Below are 19112 nucleotides of genomic sequence, written 5' to 3' on the forward strand. Positions count from 1 at the left end.
ACAAAAAGGATATTTAAGGTGATGAAAAAGAAATGCCGTCCTTATTAAGGACATCCGCCCTTACCTGCTGCTAGGTTTTTGCATACATAATAAGTGTAGGCATCAAACACACAGGAGGTATTTTACAGATGGATTATAGACAGAGAAGACCCTGGGGCAGGCCAGGTTTTGGTGGTGGATTTGGATATGGCCGTCCTTTCGGCAGGCCAGGTTTTGGTTTCGGATTTGGCCGTCCTTTCGGCTGGGGAGGATTTGGTTTAGGATTAGCCGGTGGATTAATTGGGGGAGCATTACTTAGCAATCCGTGGGGCTATGGATATGGTTCCCCGTATGGATATGGCTACCCATGGGGATATGGTGGAGGATTTTATTAATAATAATTTGTAAACAAAACCAGCAGTTTGATAACTGCTGGTTTTTAGCTCCATCGGATAACCACTCCAACTTCACAACAGGGGGGAGATGTTTGTTTGTCAGTAAAAACGAGCCGTATCCCCTCTGGATCATAATAAATGGAGGGGGCTATTTGAATACCTGTTGAAAGCAATAATTGATTCACTTGGCTAATGTTATTAAGCTCTGAAGCAGTCATTATTTGATAAGCCAGTTCCTGGGATGTGGAAATTCGGTTGGCAATATTTAATCCTTCAGCAAGATAGGATGCAGTCTTTTTGGCCGAATTTCTAAATTTGCTTGTATTTATGGCAGGAACTTTTCTGCTATATGGCGAATAATAATTCCTATTAGAAACAAACCGCACAGGCGGATTGATCCACATGGGTATTTGGTAATGAGGTCCAAGACTTTGAGTCCAACTGTAAAATTGTTGATTTCCGTACATATGGGCACCTCCTCATTGAATTAAACGTATATCTATATATAAGAGAAGATAGGATTGTATTAGTACCAAAAAAATAAGCAACGGTTAAGTTGCTTATTCTTGGATATATAGGTTCGCTTAGTATTTATCTCGATGCTCGACTAAGTCGATTACTCCAAGTGCAATGTGGGCAAGCCCAAAACCAAATAGTGTATTGGCGATCATTTTATTGCTGGTATGCGATTGTTTAAGGGCATAACCTGTAGCAGCGACAGCAGCACCTAATACTGTTGGAACCATTCCTTCTCGAATATCCATGTAATCAATCCTCCATCTTTATGATATGCTCACTGCAAAGTCTTACAGATATCCAATGGTAAGGTGGATTTACATTTAAAACTAATTTCAAGGTAAATCAGTTTTAAGAAGACTTTACTTCTTTATTTTTCCGCTCTTTATCGAATTGATAACAAATAAGCTATGGGAAGGTTGGCAATTAAATGGATTTAAGCCAAACATTGATGGGGACATTGGGAATAGAAATTATTGAGGTCAGTAAAGGGAAGGTTGTAGCAACAATGCCTGTGGACCATCGTACCCATCAGCCGATGGGACTTCTTCACGGAGGGGCTTCAGTAGCACTTGCTGAAACGGTAGCCAGCCTTGGTGGATATTCAATGGTTGATGAGGAAAAAGAAGCGGTTGTTGGATTAGAAATCAATGCGAATCACCTTAAAAGTAAGAAAGATGGATTCGTGACGGCAACTGCTACGATCATACACAAAGGTAAAAAAACCATGGTATGGGAAATTAAAATAACGGATGAAGAAAATGAACTGATTTGTATCAGCAGATGTACACTTGCTGTGATTCAACTAAAAAAATGAGGATGTTCTGCAAGGTCGGCAATGACCTTGTGAACATCCTCTTTTTTTGTCACTTATTATTTTGCTGTTTTTTTCTTGCCTCTTTTAAGTCATCACGAACACTATGTTTCCATAATTTAATGCCTGTATTATATGCAGCACGGCTGATTAAATGTCCTGCCACCGGAGATGTCATAAAAATAAAGAAGATCGCCAATATTAAACGGGAGTTGAAATGGCCTTTAGTAATCCAAAAATATAGAAATGTGCCAAGCAATACTAAGGTTACACCCAAAGTGGATGTTTTTGAAGCAGCGTGGCTACGTGTATATACATCAGGTAAACGGAGAATTCCGAGTGCTGATATAACGGCCAGAATAGATCCAAGTAAAACGATACTAACAAAAATATAGGAACTAATTTCGTTCATTTTCTATGATTTCCCCTTTCTCCAGGAATTTCGAAAAGGCAACCGTACCAGTGAACGAAAGAATACCAATCAGAAGGATCACCTCTAAAAACATGGATGTGTCGAGTAAAAGAGACAAAATGGCGATCATGCAAATTAAATTCATACCTATGGCATCCAAAGCCACCACGCGGTCAGGGATACTAGGTCCCTTGATTACTCTATAGATTAGAATGAGCATGGAAATGGCTATAAACAGGAGGGACAGTTGAAGGATAAAATTAATCATTACTCACTCACCTCCAGAATAAGCCGTTCAAATGAATTTTTTATGCTTTTTTGCATTTCAGGAATCTCCGATATATTTAAAGCATGAATGAATATTGTCTTATTATCAGAAGAAATATCCAACACTAATGTACCGGGGGTCAAAGTTATCAGACAGGAAAGAAGAGTAATCTGCCAATCCGATTTAAGCTCTGTTTCATAAGTAAAGATGCCTGGTTTCAATTCAAGCTTTGGTCTAATAATGGTTTTAAAAACGTCAAAATTTGCAATCAGTAATTCACGTATAAAGACTCCCAAAAGATGAAGAACGGCAACTACTTTATGCATATAAAAACGAGTTGAAAAAAAGCGTCTGAATAAAAAAAGGATAATCGCCCCAATTAGATAACCAATAATAAATGAAGCGGCTGTATCTGATGTTGTCAGGAACATCCAGGTCAAGGCCAAAATTACATTTAATAATATTTGATAAGACATATCTTCATCACTCCTTCAGTACGGCCTGAATGTAATCTGATGGATTCAATAATACATCAACTGCATCAGAAACATACGTATAGACAAATTCTGAACCCAATCCGTACAAGATTGAGACCACGAGTAAAATACCAATCGGCAACAATAAAAAGCGATTGTCTTTTTTGGAAGTTTCCTCGTCGTAAGTCTTTTTCTCTCCCCAAAATGCAAATATAAAAATTCGCATTACGGAATATAAAACAATTAAACTTGAGAATAGAACTACTAACCCTCCTACATAATGTCTTTCATCAAAAGCACCTTGAATGATTAGCAGTTTTCCTGCAAACCCACTGAATGGCGGAACTCCGGCTAATGATATAGCAGCGATGAAGAACATCCAGGCTAAAAGTGGAGATTCGTGAATTAATCCACCCATACGCTTAATATTACTTGTCCCTGTTTTGGCCATCATGACTCCAATAAGTAGAAACAGAGCTGCTTTAATCATCATGTCATGAATTGTATACATGATCGAACCGGATATGGAAGCCGTATTCATAATTGAAATACCGAAGATAATGACGCCAATGGCAATGACAATATTGTAAATAATAATTTTTTTACCATCCATATAGGCTAATACACCAATACTGCCGAAAATAATGGTTAAAATTCCAAGGTACTCGAGCAAGGTATGCGTATAATCAGCTTGATGATAAAACAAAATGGTAAAGGTTCTAAGAATGGAATAAACCCCAACCTTGGTCAAAAGGGAGCCGAATAGGGCCAGGATTGGAATAGGCGGTGCAAAGTATGAACCGGGCATCCAAAAATATAAAGGGAAGATGGCTGCTTTTAAGCCAAAAACAATCAGGAACAAAACAGCTATAACTGTAATAATTCCCGGCTGATCTACCTCTGCAATTCTTTCTGAAATATCTGCCATATTCAGCGTACCTACGACAGAATATAAGAAAGCGACGGCCGCTACAAAAAGGCCGGAAGCAATCACATTTACAAGTAAGTATTTAATGGACTCGCGCAACTGAACTTTTGTCCCGCCAGTGACCAGCAATACATAGGATGACATGAGCATTACTTCAAAAAATACAAATAAGTTAAAGATATCGCCTGTTAAAAATGCTCCATTAACCCCAACAATTAAAAATTGAATAAGGGCGTAATAAAAATACTTTTCACGCGCTGCATCAATATTTTTAAAAGAATAAATAATCGTCACTAATGTAATGAGTGATGTGGTTAAAACAAGCAAGGCTGCCAGCATATCTGCCACAAGGCTGATACCGAATGGTGCATCCCAGCTGCCGGCTTGCAGAGTTAAAATGCCATTTGTTTTCACTTCGATTAAAAGTGAAATGGAAACGACCATGAGCAATATCGATGAAAATAAAGCGACTACTCGTTGGGCATTTATTTTTTTCGTTAGGAATAGCAATAAAATTCCAGTCAATAAGGGAATCAATATTGGTAATATAACAAGGTTATTCATATGACTTATTTCCTCTCAGTTGATCCATGTTATCCGTTCCAAGTTCCTGATAGGAACGATAGGCCAATACCAGGAAGAAAGATGTGACACCGAAGCTTATCACAATCGCTGTCAGGATTAATGCCTGTGGCAGAGGGTCCACATAAGATTTTGCCTGCTCACTTAAAATAGGCACGGCACCTTGTTTTAATCCTCCCATGGTAAGAACCAATAAATTCACCGCATGGCTCAATATACTTGTTCCGATAATAATCCGAAGCAAGCTTTTTGATAAAAGCAAATAGGTAGCTATCGTAAACAATATTCCTATTACAACACACATTAAAATCTCCATCATTCACTCTCCCCTATCGTTTGAATAATGGTCATTGTGACTCCGATGACAACCAGATAGACGCCGGTATCAAAGATAACCGCTGTATGGAGCGATGTATGACCGAGGAGCGGCAAATCAAAATATTGAAAGGCATGCGTCAGGAAAGGAGTATCAAAGAATAATGCGCCAGCCCCTGTTCCTACAGATAATAGCAGCCCTACCGCTATCAAAGATAAATAATTGATCGGCAGAAATTCTTTAACGGTTTTCAAATCAAAAGCCAGCAATAAAAGAATGATGGCTGATGAAGTCATTAGACCACCGATAAATCCACCTCCAGGAGTGTAATGCCCGGCAAAGAAAATGTTTATAGAGAACAAAATAATAATAAATGTAGCGATTTTAGTAACCGTCTGTAAAATCAAATCATTTGTTTTCATTCTTCCCCTCCTCTTTTCGTGAGACGGAGCTTAATCATGGTATAAATGCCAATGGCCGCAATGGATAATACGGTGATTTCAAACATTGTATCCAAACCACGGAAATCAACGAGGATCACGTTAACCATATTCTCTCCACCGGCTTCTTTGTACGTAACCTCTTTATAAAACTCAGAGATAGACTCAAATAACTTGGTGCTGTGAGAAGTGAGTGCGATAAGTGTCATGGTAATACCGACACCCAGTGCAATCACCATATTCGTTACTTTAAAGCGAATACGTTTTTCCTTTGGCTTATACTCCGGCAAATGATAGAAGCAAAGCAAGAACAGAGAGGTAGATACTGTTTCAATGACAAATTGCGTTAGTGCTAAGTCAGGTGCTCTGAAAAGAACAAATAAAAGTGAAACCGTGTAACCAACTGCTCCCAATAAGATAATTGAAGTTAGCCTTGATTTTGCAAACAGAATCATTGTTGATGCGATGACTAAAATAAGGGCTAAAATAATTTCATATACACCAATCGGAGTCATATCGGTCGTTTCGACAGTAAAGCTATCGGTTTTCCATATTGTATAAAGTAAACTGATGATAAAAAATCCAAATATATATACTAAATAATCATGGATATTTCCGTTCATATATCCGCGAGTGATGATACGTGAACCTGAATCCAGGGAAGTTAATCCTTTATTATACGCATTGTTTAATGTGTATTTATCAGAGAAATACGTATAAATTTTGCTCCATTTTGGATAGAACTTATAAAGGATGATTCCTAATAGTACAACCCCAATTGTCATCAGCAAGGCACCATTTACGCCATGCCACATTGCGATATGGAGATGCTCCGGATTGCCGTTCTCATACAAGCTCGGCAGGATAACCGAAGTTGCTGGTTCAATAATGGTCGAAGATAGGATGTTAGGAAACAGTCCAAATATAATAACCAATGCTGCAAGCGTGATTGGTGAAATCAATAATCCAATCGGTGCCTCATGCGGCTTTTTATCTAATTTCTCAGGCTGCAGTTTACCGCCGAACGTTCTGAACAAGAGAATCATGCAGTAAACAAACGTGAATACACTTGCCAGCCATCCAATAATAGGGAAGAGAATTCCCCAAGTTTGCAGGCTAAGGAAATCTGCCTGAGCTATGTCTAACAGGCTGCCAAAAAACATTTCTTTACTTAAGAATCCATTGAACGGTGGCAAGCCTGCCATAGAAGATGCCCCAATTGTCGCAATCGTAAAGGTGATTGGCATTATGGTCATTAACCCACCGAGCTTTCGAATGTCTCTTGTTCCTGTTTCATGATCAATAATACCAACTACCATGAATAAGGAACCTTTGAAGGTGGCATGGTTAATCAGATGGAAAACAGCTGCAGAAACAGCAGCGATATATACGTTAGAATCAGCGGATCCAAAATGAATGGAAGCTGCGCCAATTCCAAGAAGGGACATAATTAATCCGAGCTGACTAACTGTTGAATAAGCAAGAATTCCTTTCAAATCATACTGACGTACTGCATTAAAGGAACCCCAAATGAGTGTAATGATACCTACGAGGCCTACAATCCACATCCACTCACCTGATAAAGCATAGATAGGGCTCAACCGTGCTACTAAATAGATTCCTGCTTTAACCATTGTTGCTGAATGGAGATAAGCACTGACAGGTGTTGGTGCTTCCATCGCATCAGGTAACCAAATATGGAATGGGAATTGGGCGGACTTTGTAAATGCACCTAACAATACGAGTATCATGGAAAAATAAAACAGCGGGTGGTTAACTAAATCTGGAGCCATGGAGATTAATTCTCTGATGCTGAAGGTATTTCCCATTACGGATAAGGTAATAAAACCTCCAAGCATGGATAAGCCACCTAAAAAGGTGATTAACAAAGATTTTTGTGCTCCATACCGAGAGCCTTTCCTTTCGTGCCAATATCCAATCAGCAGGAAGGATGAAAGGCTTGTAAATTCCCAAAACGTATAAAGGACAATTAAGTTGTCAGATAGAACAACCCCAAGCATTGCTCCCATAAATAATAGTAAATAAACATAAAAATTGCTTAGTTTTTCTTTCGTTTTATCCATATAAAAGATGGAATAGAGAATAACCAGCGTACCAATACCCGTTATCAGCATAGCGAAAAGCAGGCCTAATCCGTCCACATAAACATCAAATGAGATATTTAGTGAAGGAATCCATGCAAAACTTGCTGTTATGGATTGGTGATTTGAGATCTCAGGCAGGAACGTAAACAGATAGCTAAATAATACGATAGGTATAATCAGTACGAACCATCCAGTATGTATTTTACGAGCATATTTGCCCAGGAATGGGATGCAGATTGCAGCCAAAAAAGGCAATAATATACTCAAGTGAAGCATCGACATAAGGACCTCCTAATTTATTTATAAAATATTGAAAATTTACAACAAAATGTACTAATAAGTACATTTAGCATAGCAAATTATACAGGAAATTTATATTATACTGTACTTGTAAAGACTGGTATTTGGGATTTAAAGCGCGTTATTATATGAAGGAAAAAATCATTTATCAATTCAGAAAAAAAGTAATGGGAAAATATAAAATAAAAGGAATAATGAAAATGAACAATACATTTGTTACGGGCTATATCTCCTTCCTACCGATTATGGCATTCAGTTCTTTCGTTATCTGTCTATATTATGATAAAAACGAATTCCTTTTTTAAAAGCGATGGACTCTATACGAATGACTGCCGTCTTACCAGATACCAATACTAAATTATCCTTATTATATTATTGTTCTTTAACTGCTGTTTTATGTTATTTTCTACATTAAAGCTTATTGATGTAGGCAGACCGTGCAGTGCCATTCATAACAACCTCGGTAAGCATTGTCTGCATCCTATCTGCGGTACTTATACAACAGGACTTCTTTCCTCTCCAATATGCCACTGAATAATAATTTACCCATATACATCCGTTACAATTTTTGACGGAATGAACTCTCACATGACTGCCGACCTTCATAAAAACAGTAGTTGCCTGCGTTAATTAAGTACAGACAAGCGCATATCATGCAATGGCTTAGTAGTGGAGCTTTGCTATAGAGAACTTAGATAGACATAGACTCGGTTAAATGTTGATGGTTTATATGTTTTCCCCCAATCAACGAGACAAGCTCATGAGTAGAATAGTTTATAGATACTGCTGATGATCCAACGGTTTATAGGACAGGGAGAACCATTTAATGACGGATCAGCAGGTGAAATGATAGTAAAACGAATTATTCTCCACATTCCTAACAATCTGTAAGTCAACTTAAAAGAGGAAATGTGGAAAATAAGTTGGGTTATTAATAAGAAATTAAGGAGATGATGGGTCTTGAATCAGGATGATCCATATTTATTTATAGATTTTGAATTTACAATGCCTGAGGAAAGAGACGATCCAAAAGGATTCTTTCCAGAAATCGTCGAATATGGAATCATTGAAGTAAAGAGGGGAAAGATAGTTAATCAATATAGTTCCTACGTGATCCCAAGAGCATTTCCGATTTTGACAAACAGATGCAGAAAATTTCTGAAGATTACTGAAGAGGATCTTAAGAGTGGAGTGGAATTTGAAGATTTTTTAAGATTATTACAGAATTTAAATTACCCTGATTATCCAACGATTGCTACATGGGGGAACATGGACATGAAGGTATTGAGGCAAAATTGTCAGTACTCAGGCCATGCGTTTCCTTTAACCGGAAAACAAGTAGATGTATCAATTGTGTATAAAAAATTTTTCGGGGACCGAAATCAGACTGGTTTACGGAAAGCGGTTGAGCAATATGGGGACAAGGGTGATGTTGTGTGGCACCAAGCCTTGGATGATGCGAGGATGACTTACGAATTGTTTACTTTAATGGAGCAGGACAGGAGATATGTGAATCACTATAAGCCAATAACAATCGGAGATGTCGTAGATTTTTCAAAGCTATTCAATGGGTTGGCGTAAAAAAACCAAATCAGTGCAGGGGATTTGGTTTTTTACATTAGTCATAAAGGAAAATACTCGTGTTCCAAATTGGCTAAACATTGCAGGCACATTTCAGCCCATTTTGATTCATCATTTTTTAAGTCCTGTTTTAAGATTTCAAGTGAATGGCGAAGGGAATTCGTATAGTCAGGAATATCCTCTGTAAAAGGTTTTACCATATTAGCAGGAATGTTTGTTTGTTCCCTGTAAGCTAAAGCCTTTCGTTCATGAAAAAAATCAACTTCTGTTTGTTTTGGGTGGTGAAGGTCACCTTGCATAGGGTGTTTTAATACAGCCAATGTTTTAACCACAATATATCCATTTGAGCGAATATTTGTGACTTCTCCTACATATTTTCCTGTTTTATAATGTGCAGTCACTTTGTCGCCTATGTGGTGTTCAATCATTTTTTATACCCCCATTCAGTTTTGTTATCTCTATCATACTGATGTCCGCCAGACAATCCCAGAAAAAGACTTCCGGAAAGGTGCTTTTTTTTTGAGAATCGTGTAAAGTGGAAAATTGGAGGTAGTTTAAATGAAGTGGAAGACCATGATACTATTATTAATAATCCTCCTTGGTGCAGCGATTTGGAATTTTTTTATCAAAGATAAGACTTTCCAATCCGGTGAGCAACCGATGCTTAAGCTGGACCAGACCATTATAGAGAAAGCAGGCGATGATAAAATGACAGTATTACCTCAATTTACAGAAGTGCAAGGTAATGAAAGATTAGTGGAGATGGTAACGAATAAAGGTTCCATTCAAATTAAATTATTCCCGGATCAAGCCCCTAAAGCCGTAGAAAACTTTTTGACTCATGCCGAAAATGGATACTATGAAGGCATCATTTTTCACCGTGTGATAAATGATTTCATGATTCAAGGCGGAGATCCAACCGGAACAGGAATGGGTGGAGAAAGTATTTGGGGTAAATCTTTTGAAGATGAATTCTCTATGGATTTATTTAATTTCCGTGGGGCTCTGTCTATGGCGAATGCCGGTCCTGGTACAAATGGCAGCCAATTTTTCATTGTTCAAAAAGGTGCCGTTGAAGCGAACCTTAAAGGTCAAATGGAGCAAGCGGGATATCCGCAAGAAGCAGTAGAAAAATATATGGAAATAGGCGGAACTCCTTGGCTTGACCACAGACATACTGTGTTTGGACAAGTTATTGAAGGAATGGATGTTGTGGATGACATTGCGACGACTAAAGTGGGTCCTAATGACAAACCGGTTTATGATGTAGTGATTGAAAAAATCAATATTTTAAAATAAGTAAGAAGTTATAAAATAGCTGCCCGGTATCATTCGGGCAGCTTGTTTTTTGTGTGGGAGAAAACGTCTAAATGTAGCATATCAAATATCACTCTTTCCGATTTGTGTTATGTTATAATATGGTAACCTTCATATGTCTTCAAATTAGAAAGGGTGTCTTTACTATGTCACAACCATTAGCGTTTATCATAGGGCTATTCTTATATTTTCCAGAAGATAAACGAGAATACATTCCAGCGGGATTAACGATGGCCATTTTTACTTTGTTTGCGGTGTTAACCATGCGTTTTATCATTGTTTACAATCGTAAGCAGGTACAGAGAGCAAAAGAATTAGAGGAAAAATTAAAAGAGCAAAATATCGAGTGATGGCTGTGAAGTGCTTCTTGTAAAGTTTGCTGTTTTTTATCCCATATCATGGTCAATCGCATAATAAGAAAACAGGCATTTGCCAACCTGGTTAGCAAATGCCTGTTTTCTTATTATTGAAGATCTTTGAATGCTTCATGGAATCTGCGCAAACCCTCCTGAAGAGTTTCCTTCGAGCAACCTATATTCATTCGGACAAAGCCCTGACCATCCTGGCCATATTTTGTACCAGGTTCAAGCGCCAGTTTTCCTTTATGGATGAGTCTTTCTGTTATTTCAATATCTGATATTCCCATGGCCCGTAAATCAACCCATACTAGGAAAGAGGCTTGAGGGACAATGACATTTATTTTTGGCAAATGTTTAGATACGTAATCAGTCAGGATTTTAATATTCTCTTCAATTTTTAATACAGTCTCTTTCAGCCAGTCAGCACCATATTTATAGGCGGCTTCCATAGCCGTATACGCCAGTACATTAATACCATGAACTCCCTGTTTGAGGAATTCCTGCTCCATTTTCCGAAGGTAATCTTTGTTTTCGCTAATAACCAGTGAACCTTGCAATCCAGCGATATTAAAGGTTTTACTAGGTGCCATAAGCGTAATGACATCTTTGCTAATAGTCCCGGCTGGTGTGTGTCTGTTGCTGTAAAGAACCAAATCTGCATGAATCTCATCAGAAATAACAGGTACTTGATAATGTTGGCAAAGGCTGATCATTTTCGTTACATCTTCCTTTGACCAAACAGTCCCACCAGGATTGTGCGGACTGCATAAAATGAATAATTTCACTCCATCACGAAGCTTGTTTTCAAAGTCTTCATAGTCGATCTCAAAGCGGTCATTTTTAATGCCCATTCTATTGGTAACAAGGATTCGGTCATTTTTATTGACTACATCATAGAATGGTCCATATACCGGTGTTTGAATCATTATTTGATCCCCTGCTCCTGTAAATGCGCGGACAGCAGCTGATAAGGATGGAACTACCCCCGGGCTGAAGAAAATGTTTTCTTTTTTAATGGACCAATGATGCTTTTCTTCCATCCAATTTATAATAGTCTGGAATACTGAATCAGTCGCATAGGTATATCCGAAAACAGGGTGCTGAATACGGGTAAGCAAAGCCTCCTGTATTTGAGCAGGTGAAGCCCAGTCCATATCTGCCACCCACATCGGCAAGAGGTCACTTCCTGAAAATAATGAATCCACATAATCCCATTTTATTGATCCTGTTCCTTTGCGATTCAGAACAGTTTCTGTATTTGATATAACGCTCATGTTTTCACCCGCCTTAAGTAAGATGCTCTTATTTTATCATATATCTATAGTCTGTCAGTTAGCTCAGTACTTATAAAAAGACGGTTTGCGCAAATTAACAGTGTTCCATAGGAGAAAATCATTGATTATATATTCATAGATAGAAAATAAGTGTTATAATGTAAAAAGTTTAATTTAAATTTTCAGATATTTCTAACTAACAACATATGGAGGTGAGGTTTTGAACCTTACTAATAAGGAACTTGAAATCTTAAATATTCTTGAAGAAAACGCCAGAATCTCTCTGGATGATATAGCGAAAATGACAGCCATGTCTAAAGAGGAAGTCGAGCAAGCAGTAAAAAAACTGAAAGATTCTTCTATTATCGTCGGATATGCTGCTCTGATCGATTGGTCTAAGGTTAAAAACCATGAAGGAGTTACAGCCATGATTGATGTGAAAGTAACCCCTAAAAGAGGTGTTGGCTTTGACGAGACAGCTAAAAGAATTTACCGTTACGAAGAAGTTTCATCCGTCTATTTAATGTCGGGGGCTTATGACTTGTCTGTAGTTGTAGAAGGCAAATCAATGAATGAGGTCGCTCGCTTTGTATCAGATAAATTGTCGACTCTGGATTCAGTTATTTCTACAACGACTCATTTTATCCTTAAAAAGTATAAACATGACGGAACTGTATTTTTACCACAGGATGAGGATAAAAGGATCGTGATAACTCCATGATTAAAACGAGTTATCTATCTGATACAGCACGAGAAATGAAGCCATCGGGGATACGTAAATTTTTTGATTTGGCAGCAGGTATTGAAGGAATCGTTTCGCTAGGTGTGGGAGAGCCGGATTTTGTTACGCCTTGGCGATATAGAGAGGCTGCTATCCTCTCGATGGAGGAAGGGTATACTTCTTATACAGCCAATGCAGGATTATTGGATTTACGTGAAGAAATTGCATCCTATATGAGCAGACGGTTTAACGTGGAGTATTCACCAGAGAGCCAAATTATTGTAACAGTCGGTGCAAGCCAAGCAATTGATATTGCATTAAGGGCTATTATCAACCCTGGAGAGGAAGTCATTGTCGTCGAACCTTGTTTCGTCTCATATGCTCCATTAGTGACAATGGCGGGTGGTAAGGTTGTAACAGTTGGAACAACAAAAGAATCCGATTTTAAGCCGTTACCTGAACAATTGGAAGCAGCCATTACGCCAAACACTAAAGCAATCATGATCTGTTCACCAAATAATCCAACAGGAACACAATTATCGAAGAATGATTTGAAAGCATTAGCTGAAATTGCCATTAAACATGATATTCTCGTTATTTCCGATGAAATCTATGCAGAGCTTGTTTATGATGAAGAATATACAAGCTTTGCTGCTATTAAAGGAATGAAGAATCGGACCATTTTAATATCAGGATTTTCAAAAGGGTTTGCCATGACAGGCTGGCGTCTTGGTTTTGTATGTGCAAATGAAGAGATTTCTGAAGCTATGCTTAAAATACATCAATACGCTATTATGTGTGCACCCACATCAGCCCAGTATGCAGCTCTGGAGGCTTTGCGATATGGAACAGGATATGTTGAAGAAATGCGTAGGAGCTATCATCACAGAAGAAATTATATCGTCAGTTCGTTCAATGAGATTGGTCTCAAATGCCATACACCGGGTGGAGCCTTTTACGCCTTTCCTTCCATTGAATCAACTGGTATGAGCTCTGATGAGTTTGCAGAAAAACTGTTAATTGAGGAAAGGGTTGCCGTCGTACCAGGCAGTGTATTTGGTGCGGGCGGGGAGGGGCATATTCGCTGCTCTTACGCTACATCAATCGATCAGTTGCGTGAAGCTGTAACCAGGATGGATAGATTTATAAGCACTCATTCATAAGTTACCTTGTGAAATCCATATAAGCTAAAAAAAGGCCTTCCCTCATTCGATAGATAAAATCGGATGCAGGGGAGGCTTTAATCATTTTGTCATTACCCTACTTACCCATAGGCAAAAAATTTTCAAGTCATAATGAGAGGATAATAATAGAGCCAGGTTGGGCAAGAATCCAGCCGGATCAAGCAGGAATTGAGCCGTAATTCACATTAATCCAGCCAAACTCTACAATAATCCAGCGAATCGTATTTATTTAATTAGTTCCAGCTGATATTAAGTAAGTAGACATCTTTGATGAGTAGCTAACAATTTCTTTTATGCTTGTCTTAGGAAATAAGATGTTGTTAATAAAGACTAAGGACGCTACATTATGTAGCGTCCTTAGTCTTTGATTTTTAATTCGTTCCTTAATTGAGCCGTTTCAGCTTTTTAACTAATCCAGCTTCAACGGCTAGAAGCTCTGGACATAAGTAAAGCCACTGCGGGGGGAAAACATCCCCTTCGAGCCTCTGTCTTATGCTCCTCGCGGGCCTACAGGAAGTAGGTCATGAAGACGTTGCCACAGGACGTGGCGAATTTAGTCTTCGTTCCTTAATTGAGCCGTTTCAGCCTTTTAACTAATCCAGCTTCGGCTCCTAGGAGCTCGAGTCATAAGCAAATACTCTACGGAGGCCTACAGGATGTAGGTCACAAAGACGTTGCCACACGATGTGGCGTTTGTAGTCTTTGCTCCTTAATTAACCCTCCCTTCGAGTCTTCGTCTTATGCTCCTCGCGGGCCTACAGGAAGTAGGTCATGAAGACGTTGCCACAGGACGTGGCGAATTTAGTCTTCGTTCCTTAATAGAGCCGTTTCAGCTTTTTAATTAATCCAGCTTCAGGGCCTAGGAGCTCAGGACATAAGCATAGCCTCTGCGGGGGAAAACATCCCCTTCGAGCCTCTGTCTTATGCTCCTCGCTCCTGAGCAAGGCCCTTCAGCCTTTTGTTTGTGTTTCTATTATCTTTAGGAATTCGGCTTCTGTGATGTTTTGGGTTTTCTTTAGAATTAATTTTGCACGTGTTTGTCCCATGGTATCGATTAGTTCCTGGAGTTCAGGGTCGAGTTGGCTTGGACCGGTTGAATTGGAATGCTCCATCAGAACAGAGGCAGGACAATCCAATGCGGTCGAAATAGTCAAGAGTACTTGGAGGCTTGGAGTCAATTCATTTCCTTCATATTGTTCAAGCTTGTGAGTGCCCATTCTGGAGCGTAAAGCCAGCTCTTCTACACTCATTCCTTTATCAATCCTGTACTTACGAATATTCTCGCCAACTGTAGACATCATCAATCCCTCCTAAATAATCATCCTATCTATATTCTACCACCTTACCTTATAATTCCAATAGAGTTTAAGAAGACTAATAAAATTGCTACCGGACACACGTAACGGATGATTATATACCAACCATTAAACATCCAGCTTTTCAGTTTCGATCCACTTTCTAATTCTTTTCTGACTACATTTTTATCCATCGCGTATCCGACAAATATTGAGATAAATATAGAACCTAGTGGCAGGGCAAGGTTTGAAACAATATAATCAGCTAGATCAAAGAATGTTTTACCTGCAATATGAACATCCTTTAAGACGCCATAGGATAAAGCGCTTGGAATACCAACCAGGAAGGTAATGATTCCGGCTAACCATGCGGATGATTTCCGTTTCTCAGGATTCTCTTTTGAGATAACTGCCACAATAATTTCTAATATGGAAAAGGCAGAAGTAAGAGTAGCAAATAACAATAAAATCATAAAGATGGTCAAGAATAGTCCACCAAAAGCTAACTCATTAAAGACAGCTGGCAAAATAACAAAAACAAGCCCAGGACCTGAGGCGGGATCATATCCCAAAGCAAATACAGCCGGGAAGATCACAAGTCCTGCCAATAGGGAGATTAGGATATTCAAGCCCACAACTGATAAACCAGATTTCATTAGATTCTCATTCTTTGGTAAATAGGAAGCGTAAGTGACCATGACGGACAATCCCACACTCAATGCAAAAAAGGCCTGTCCCAGTGCCAGCAATATAGAGTCACTAGTAATTTTACTGAAGTCCGGTTGCAAGAAAAATCTAACACCTTCCATAGCTCCATCCAGAGTTAACGATCGAACGGCCAATATAATAAATAAAATAAATAATGCTGGCATCATGTATTTACTTGCCCGTTCAATCCCTTTTTTGATTCCTCCACGGACAACCCATATAGTCAATAGCATGAATAGGAACTGTGAAATAATAGATTCAAAAGGATTTTCAATAATGGTGTTAAATAATAATTCGTAATTATTGCCGGCAATCCCGGTAATCTGGCCGAGTATACCTCTGCTGAGATAGGATAAGATCCAGCCCCCAACTACACTGTAAAAGGATAGCAACAAGACGGAGGCGATTACACCAATCCAACCCAGTGCTGCCCATTTTGTGTGGGGGGCAATACTTTTATACGCATTGACCGCATCTTTTTGTGTATTTCGACCGATGATAAATTCAGCGATTAAAATGGGGGCGCCGATAAAAAGGGTAAACGCAATAAATACAAGAAAGAAGGCTGCGCCGCCATTCGTTCCTGTCATGTACGGGAATTTCCATATGGCACCCAGTCCAATTGCTGAACCCGCAGCAGCTAAGATAAAACCAATTTTTGATGACCATTGTTCATGTTTTTGCATGTAGCACCTCTTAGTTTGTAATCTTATTAATCGTATTATAGTAGCATTATAGAGAATGAATTGCCAGAATATTTAATCTCAGTGTGCAAGTAATTTATTCCATTCGTGAATGTTGTTTATTTTTAAACAAAGGGGGAACAAGAAGAATGACGCAGGTCATTTTTGATAATGGAACAACATTATGCTATAATTTTTAATTGCGTATATAGACGAAAAAGTAAATACATTTATAGGAGTGTTTTATATGACTACAAAATATGAAGTAGGTCAAATTCTTACAGGTAAAGTAACCGGCATTCAGCCTTATGGAGCATTTGTTGCTTTAGACGAAAATACACAAGGACTCGTTCATATTTCTGAAATCACGTATGGTTTTGTTAAAGATATTAATGACCAATTAAAATTAGGTGACGAAGTACAAGTGAAAGTTCTTTCTGTTAATGAAGAAGCTGGAAAGATTGCTTTATCCATTCGTGCAACAGAAGAGCCGCCTGCAGTTAAACAAGAAACTCGTAAACCTAAGAAAAAACCAGCTCAAAGTTCAGTTAAAATTCCACCTGCTGAAACACCACAAGGATTCAATACACTTAAAGATAAGTTGGAAGAATGGATTGAACAATCCAAACGCGAAGATCTTATTAAAAAATAAGTAAATAATCTAACTTGCAGAAAACTGCCCTGATTACTTTTTTTAATGTAATCAGGGCAGTTTTTTTTCTAAATCATGTTATTGATTCCAATTGTACAAGAAGTATTGGATAATAAAAATAAGATTTAATTTTCAGTTAAATATCTTTTAGTCGGATCGAATGATTCCTTTTACCAGCGTGAAACTTGAGATAGGAGGGCAATTCATGACAAAGGCTACGATATCAAACGGAGTGATTGAACAAACAGAACAGTTTGGTGCAAGAAACTATTTCCCATTGCCGATTGTGATATCCGAAGCTCGGGGTGTATGGGTGAAGGATCCTGAAGGGAATCGCTATATGGATATGCTGAGTGCCTATTCGGCTGTTAACCAGGGGCATTGTCATCCAAGAATTATTCAGGCTTTAAAGGAGCAAGCCGATCGAGTGACCCTGACTTCGAGAGCGTTTCATAATGATCAGCTCGGTCCGTGGTATGAAAAAATATGCAAGCTGGCAAAAAAAGATAAAGCTCTTCCTATGAATACGGGGGCTGAAGCGGTCGAAACAGCTTTTAAAGCTGCAAGAAGATGGGCCTATGACGTAAAAGGAGTGGAGAAGGACAAGGCAGAATTTATTGCCTGCACAGGGAACTTTCATGGCAGAACGATGCTTGCTGTTTCTCTTTCTTCTGATGAGGAATATAAACGAGGTTTTGGTCCTATGCTACCAGGCATTAAGCTTATCCCATTTGGCGATATAGAAGCTTTAAAGGAAGCGATTACGCCCAATACAGCAGGCTTTTTGATTGAGCCAATCCAAGGTGAAGCAGGAATTAATATACCTTCTGAAGGGTTCCTTAAGGAAGCGTATGATGTATGTAAGGTTAATGATGTTTTATTTATTGCAGATGAAATTCAGGTTGGACTTTGCAGAACGGGCAGAATGTTTGCCTGTGATTGGGAGGATGTGGTTCCTGATATTTATATTTTAGGTAAGGCCCTTGGTGGTGGAGTATTCCCAATTTCCTGTATTCTGGCTAATCATGATGTTCTTGATGTTTTTAATCCGGGATCCCATGGATCTACTTTTGGCGGTAATCCATTAGCCTGCGCGGTATCAATGGAGGCTATTGATGTGTTAGTTGAAGAGAATTTGGCTGTAAAATCCGAACAGCTGGGAGCTTATCTGAGTGAAGAATTAAGAAAGATTGAAAATCCTATTATAAAAGAAATCAGAGGCCGTGGTTTATTTATTGGTATGGAATTAACGGAAGCAGCACGCCCATATTGTGAACGATTAAAGGATGAAGGCTTATTATGTAAGGAAACTCATGATAATGTTATCCGTTTTGCCCCACCACTTATCATTACGAAAGAAGAACTTAATTGGGCTATTTCAAAAATTAAGAAGGTATTGTCTGTTTAAATGAATAAGCCCATCCTAGCAAAGGGATGGGCCTATTCGATAGATATTAGGATTTTGATGGATTTGGTTGTTCCTGGCTGCTTATTTCCTCGTTTGGCTTAAACAATAATCCAAGATTGACAAGGCCTGCAATTCCAACAAGTGCATAAATAACACGTGCGAAACCACCGGCCTGACTTCCGCCTCCAAAGACAGTTGCAACCAGATCAAATTGGAAAAATCCAATAAGTCCCCAGTTAATTGCACCTATTATTGTCAAAACAAGTGCAGTACGTTGTATACCACTCATTTCATTTCCTCCTTCAAAAAAACATGGTTCTTTTAATAGAGTGGGTAAAAAAGAAAATTTTATACATGAATATAGGTTTTTAATAATGGAATTAAAGGAATTAAGGATAT

Annotated in this window: 23 protein-coding genes; 9 read left to right on the forward strand and 14 right to left on the reverse strand. The window is 38.6% G+C overall.

The window, feature by feature from the left end:
• Positions 1-128: 128 nt before the first annotated feature.
• Entirely contained in the window at positions 129-374 is a 246-nt protein-coding gene (gene ymaG, locus AC4G3L_RS14350) for an inner spore coat protein YmaG (protein WP_491077657.1), read from the forward strand.
• 44 nt (positions 375-418) lie between these two features.
• Here the strand turns inward: ymaG and AC4G3L_RS14355 are convergent, their stop codons facing one another.
• Positions 419-841 carry a YuzC family spore coat inner layer protein gene (locus tag AC4G3L_RS14355; RefSeq protein WP_491077658.1) on the reverse strand — a complete coding sequence of 141 codons (423 nt, stop codon included), beginning with the start codon at positions 839-841 and terminating at the stop codon, positions 419-421.
• A gap of 117 nt (positions 842-958) precedes the next feature.
• Complete coding sequence (locus AC4G3L_RS14360) at positions 959-1138, reverse strand: asparagine synthase (RefSeq protein WP_491077659.1); 180 nt, start codon at positions 1136-1138, stop codon at positions 959-961.
• Between the two features lie 182 nt (positions 1139-1320).
• On the opposite strand from AC4G3L_RS14360, the gene AC4G3L_RS14365 reads away from it, so the two are divergent.
• Complete coding sequence (locus AC4G3L_RS14365) at positions 1321-1707, forward strand: hotdog fold thioesterase (RefSeq protein WP_491077660.1); 387 nt, start codon at positions 1321-1323, stop codon at positions 1705-1707.
• 49 nt (positions 1708-1756) lie between these two features.
• Here AC4G3L_RS14365 and mnhG read toward each other — a convergent pair whose 3' ends face one another.
• Genes mnhG through AC4G3L_RS14400 form a run of 7 tightly spaced genes read right to left on the reverse strand, consistent with a single transcriptional unit; the run spans position 1757 to position 7513 of the window.
• Positions 1757-2116 (reverse strand): monovalent cation/H(+) antiporter subunit G, encoded by a 360-nt coding sequence (mnhG, locus tag AC4G3L_RS14370; protein ID WP_491077661.1) that lies wholly within the window; start codon positions 2114-2116, stop codon positions 1757-1759.
• On the reverse strand, positions 2103-2384 hold the full coding sequence (locus tag AC4G3L_RS14375) for a Na(+)/H(+) antiporter subunit F1 (protein WP_491077662.1): 282 nt from the start codon (positions 2382-2384) through the stop codon (positions 2103-2105). Before AC4G3L_RS14375 ends, mnhG begins: the two co-directional genes overlap by 14 nt.
• Positions 2384-2860 carry a Na+/H+ antiporter subunit E gene (locus AC4G3L_RS14380; protein WP_491077663.1) on the reverse strand — a complete coding sequence of 159 codons (477 nt, stop codon included), beginning with the start codon at positions 2858-2860 and terminating at the stop codon, positions 2384-2386. Before AC4G3L_RS14380 ends, AC4G3L_RS14375 begins: the two co-directional genes overlap by 1 nt.
• A 7-nt stretch (positions 2861-2867) precedes the next feature.
• On the reverse strand, positions 2868-4352 hold the full coding sequence (locus AC4G3L_RS14385) for a Na+/H+ antiporter subunit D (RefSeq protein WP_491077664.1): 1485 nt from the start codon (positions 4350-4352) through the stop codon (positions 2868-2870).
• Entirely contained in the window at positions 4345-4686 is a 342-nt protein-coding gene (locus tag AC4G3L_RS14390) for a Na(+)/H(+) antiporter subunit C (RefSeq protein WP_491077743.1), read from the reverse strand. Before AC4G3L_RS14390 ends, AC4G3L_RS14385 begins: the two co-directional genes overlap by 8 nt.
• Positions 4686-5108, reverse strand: coding sequence for a Na(+)/H(+) antiporter subunit B (locus tag AC4G3L_RS14395; protein WP_491077665.1), 423 nt, complete (start codon positions 5106-5108; stop codon positions 4686-4688). The genes AC4G3L_RS14390 and AC4G3L_RS14395 overlap by 1 nt, the downstream gene beginning before the upstream one ends.
• The gene (locus AC4G3L_RS14400) at positions 5105-7513 is read right to left on the reverse strand and encodes a Na+/H+ antiporter subunit A (RefSeq protein WP_491077666.1); all 2409 of its coding nucleotides are present in this window, start codon (positions 7511-7513) and stop codon (positions 5105-5107) included. The genes AC4G3L_RS14395 and AC4G3L_RS14400 overlap by 4 nt, the downstream gene beginning before the upstream one ends.
• A gap of 978 nt (positions 7514-8491) precedes the next feature.
• On the opposite strand from AC4G3L_RS14400, the gene kapD reads away from it, so the two are divergent.
• Positions 8492-9112: a 3'-5' exonuclease KapD gene (kapD, locus tag AC4G3L_RS14405; RefSeq protein WP_491077667.1), complete on the forward strand. Its 621-nt coding sequence runs from the start codon at positions 8492-8494 to the stop codon at positions 9110-9112.
• 41 nt (positions 9113-9153) lie between these two features.
• Here kapD and kapB read toward each other — a convergent pair whose 3' ends face one another.
• A complete protein-coding gene (gene kapB, locus AC4G3L_RS14410) occupies positions 9154-9540 on the reverse strand; it encodes a kinase-associated lipoprotein KapB (protein WP_491077668.1) in 387 nt (128 codons plus the stop codon).
• 130 nt (positions 9541-9670) lie between these two features.
• On the opposite strand from kapB, the gene AC4G3L_RS14415 reads away from it, so the two are divergent.
• Both AC4G3L_RS14415 and AC4G3L_RS14420 read left to right on the forward strand, forming a co-directional pair.
• A complete protein-coding gene (locus AC4G3L_RS14415; RefSeq protein ID WP_491077669.1) occupies positions 9671-10411 on the forward strand; it encodes a peptidylprolyl isomerase in 741 nt (246 codons plus the stop codon).
• 164 nt (positions 10412-10575) lie between these two features.
• The gene (locus AC4G3L_RS14420) at positions 10576-10779 is read left to right on the forward strand and encodes a hypothetical protein (protein ID WP_491077670.1); all 204 of its coding nucleotides are present in this window, start codon (positions 10576-10578) and stop codon (positions 10777-10779) included.
• Positions 10780-10892: 113 nt separating this feature from the next.
• Here AC4G3L_RS14420 and AC4G3L_RS14425 read toward each other — a convergent pair whose 3' ends face one another.
• Entirely contained in the window at positions 10893-12062 is a 1170-nt protein-coding gene (locus AC4G3L_RS14425; RefSeq protein WP_491077671.1) for a MalY/PatB family protein, read from the reverse strand.
• A gap of 220 nt (positions 12063-12282) precedes the next feature.
• Between AC4G3L_RS14425 and AC4G3L_RS14430 the strand changes: the two genes are divergently transcribed.
• A complete protein-coding gene (locus AC4G3L_RS14430; RefSeq protein ID WP_491077672.1) occupies positions 12283-12783 on the forward strand; it encodes an Lrp/AsnC family transcriptional regulator in 501 nt (166 codons plus the stop codon).
• Positions 12780-13946, forward strand: a complete 1167-nt coding sequence (locus AC4G3L_RS14435; RefSeq protein WP_491077673.1) for an aminotransferase — start codon at positions 12780-12782, stop codon at positions 13944-13946. The genes AC4G3L_RS14430 and AC4G3L_RS14435 overlap by 4 nt, the downstream gene beginning before the upstream one ends.
• 971 nt (positions 13947-14917) lie before the next feature.
• Here AC4G3L_RS14435 and AC4G3L_RS14440 read toward each other — a convergent pair.
• Positions 14918-15265 carry a helix-turn-helix domain-containing protein gene (locus AC4G3L_RS14440; protein ID WP_491077674.1) on the reverse strand — a complete coding sequence of 116 codons (348 nt, stop codon included), beginning with the start codon at positions 15263-15265 and terminating at the stop codon, positions 14918-14920.
• Between the two features lie 44 nt (positions 15266-15309).
• Positions 15310-16656, reverse strand: coding sequence for a sodium-dependent transporter (locus AC4G3L_RS14445; protein WP_491077675.1), 1347 nt, complete (start codon positions 16654-16656; stop codon positions 15310-15312).
• Between the two features lie 244 nt (positions 16657-16900).
• Between AC4G3L_RS14445 and yugI the strand changes: the two genes are divergently transcribed.
• Both yugI and AC4G3L_RS14455 read left to right on the forward strand, forming a co-directional pair.
• Positions 16901-17305 carry a S1 domain-containing post-transcriptional regulator GSP13 gene (gene yugI, locus AC4G3L_RS14450; RefSeq protein ID WP_491077676.1) on the forward strand — a complete coding sequence of 135 codons (405 nt, stop codon included), beginning with the start codon at positions 16901-16903 and terminating at the stop codon, positions 17303-17305.
• Between the two features lie 205 nt (positions 17306-17510).
• Positions 17511-18713: an ornithine--oxo-acid transaminase gene (locus AC4G3L_RS14455; RefSeq protein ID WP_491077677.1), complete on the forward strand. Its 1203-nt coding sequence runs from the start codon at positions 17511-17513 to the stop codon at positions 18711-18713.
• A gap of 46 nt (positions 18714-18759) precedes the next feature.
• Here AC4G3L_RS14455 and AC4G3L_RS14460 read toward each other — a convergent pair whose 3' ends face one another.
• Positions 18760-19002 carry a DUF378 domain-containing protein gene (locus AC4G3L_RS14460; protein ID WP_491077678.1) on the reverse strand — a complete coding sequence of 81 codons (243 nt, stop codon included), beginning with the start codon at positions 19000-19002 and terminating at the stop codon, positions 18760-18762.
• Positions 19003-19112 lie beyond the last annotated feature (110 nt).

The sequence above is a fragment of the Bacillus sp. z33 genome (genome assembly GCF_058313615.1).

Excerpts from the sequence above, each read along its gene's own strand:
- AC4G3L_RS14385 (WP_491077664.1), bottom strand. The coding sequence starts at position 4,352 with ATGAATAACCTTGTTATATTACCAATATTGATTCCCTTATTGACTGGA.
- AC4G3L_RS14355 (WP_491077658.1), bottom strand. The coding sequence starts at position 841 with ATGTACGGAAATCAACAATTTTACAGTTGGACTCAAAGTCTTGGACCT.
- kapB (WP_491077668.1), bottom strand. The coding sequence starts at position 9,540 with ATGATTGAACACCACATAGGCGACAAAGTGACTGCACATTATAAAACA.
- yugI (WP_491077676.1), top strand. The coding sequence starts at position 16,901 with ATGACTACAAAATATGAAGTAGGTCAAATTCTTACAGGTAAAGTAACC.
- AC4G3L_RS14390 (WP_491077743.1), bottom strand. The coding sequence starts at position 4,686 with ATGGAGATTTTAATGTGTGTTGTAATAGGAATATTGTTTACGATAGCT.
- AC4G3L_RS14445 (WP_491077675.1), bottom strand. The coding sequence starts at position 16,656 with ATGCAAAAACATGAACAATGGTCATCAAAAATTGGTTTTATCTTAGCT.
- AC4G3L_RS14435 (WP_491077673.1), top strand. The coding sequence starts at position 12,780 with ATGATTAAAACGAGTTATCTATCTGATACAGCACGAGAAATGAAGCCA.
- ymaG (WP_491077657.1), top strand. The coding sequence starts at position 129 with ATGGATTATAGACAGAGAAGACCCTGGGGCAGGCCAGGTTTTGGTGGT.
- AC4G3L_RS14360 (WP_491077659.1), bottom strand. The coding sequence starts at position 1,138 with ATGGATATTCGAGAAGGAATGGTTCCAACAGTATTAGGTGCTGCTGTC.
- AC4G3L_RS14375 (WP_491077662.1), bottom strand. The coding sequence starts at position 2,384 with ATGATTAATTTTATCCTTCAACTGTCCCTCCTGTTTATAGCCATTTCC.
- AC4G3L_RS14460 (WP_491077678.1), bottom strand. The coding sequence starts at position 19,002 with ATGAGTGGTATACAACGTACTGCACTTGTTTTGACAATAATAGGTGCA.
- AC4G3L_RS14425 (WP_491077671.1), bottom strand. The coding sequence starts at position 12,062 with ATGAGCGTTATATCAAATACAGAAACTGTTCTGAATCGCAAAGGAACA.
- mnhG (WP_491077661.1), bottom strand. The coding sequence starts at position 2,116 with ATGAACGAAATTAGTTCCTATATTTTTGTTAGTATCGTTTTACTTGGA.
- AC4G3L_RS14380 (WP_491077663.1), bottom strand. The coding sequence starts at position 2,860 with ATGTCTTATCAAATATTATTAAATGTAATTTTGGCCTTGACCTGGATG.
- AC4G3L_RS14365 (WP_491077660.1), top strand. The coding sequence starts at position 1,321 with ATGGATTTAAGCCAAACATTGATGGGGACATTGGGAATAGAAATTATT.
- AC4G3L_RS14400 (WP_491077666.1), bottom strand. The coding sequence starts at position 7,513 with ATGTCGATGCTTCACTTGAGTATATTATTGCCTTTTTTGGCTGCAATC.
- AC4G3L_RS14415 (WP_491077669.1), top strand. The coding sequence starts at position 9,671 with ATGAAGTGGAAGACCATGATACTATTATTAATAATCCTCCTTGGTGCA.
- AC4G3L_RS14420 (WP_491077670.1), top strand. The coding sequence starts at position 10,576 with ATGTCACAACCATTAGCGTTTATCATAGGGCTATTCTTATATTTTCCA.
- AC4G3L_RS14455 (WP_491077677.1), top strand. The coding sequence starts at position 17,511 with ATGACAAAGGCTACGATATCAAACGGAGTGATTGAACAAACAGAACAG.
- AC4G3L_RS14440 (WP_491077674.1), bottom strand. The coding sequence starts at position 15,265 with ATGTCTACAGTTGGCGAGAATATTCGTAAGTACAGGATTGATAAAGGA.
- AC4G3L_RS14395 (WP_491077665.1), bottom strand. The coding sequence starts at position 5,108 with ATGAAAACAAATGATTTGATTTTACAGACGGTTACTAAAATCGCTACA.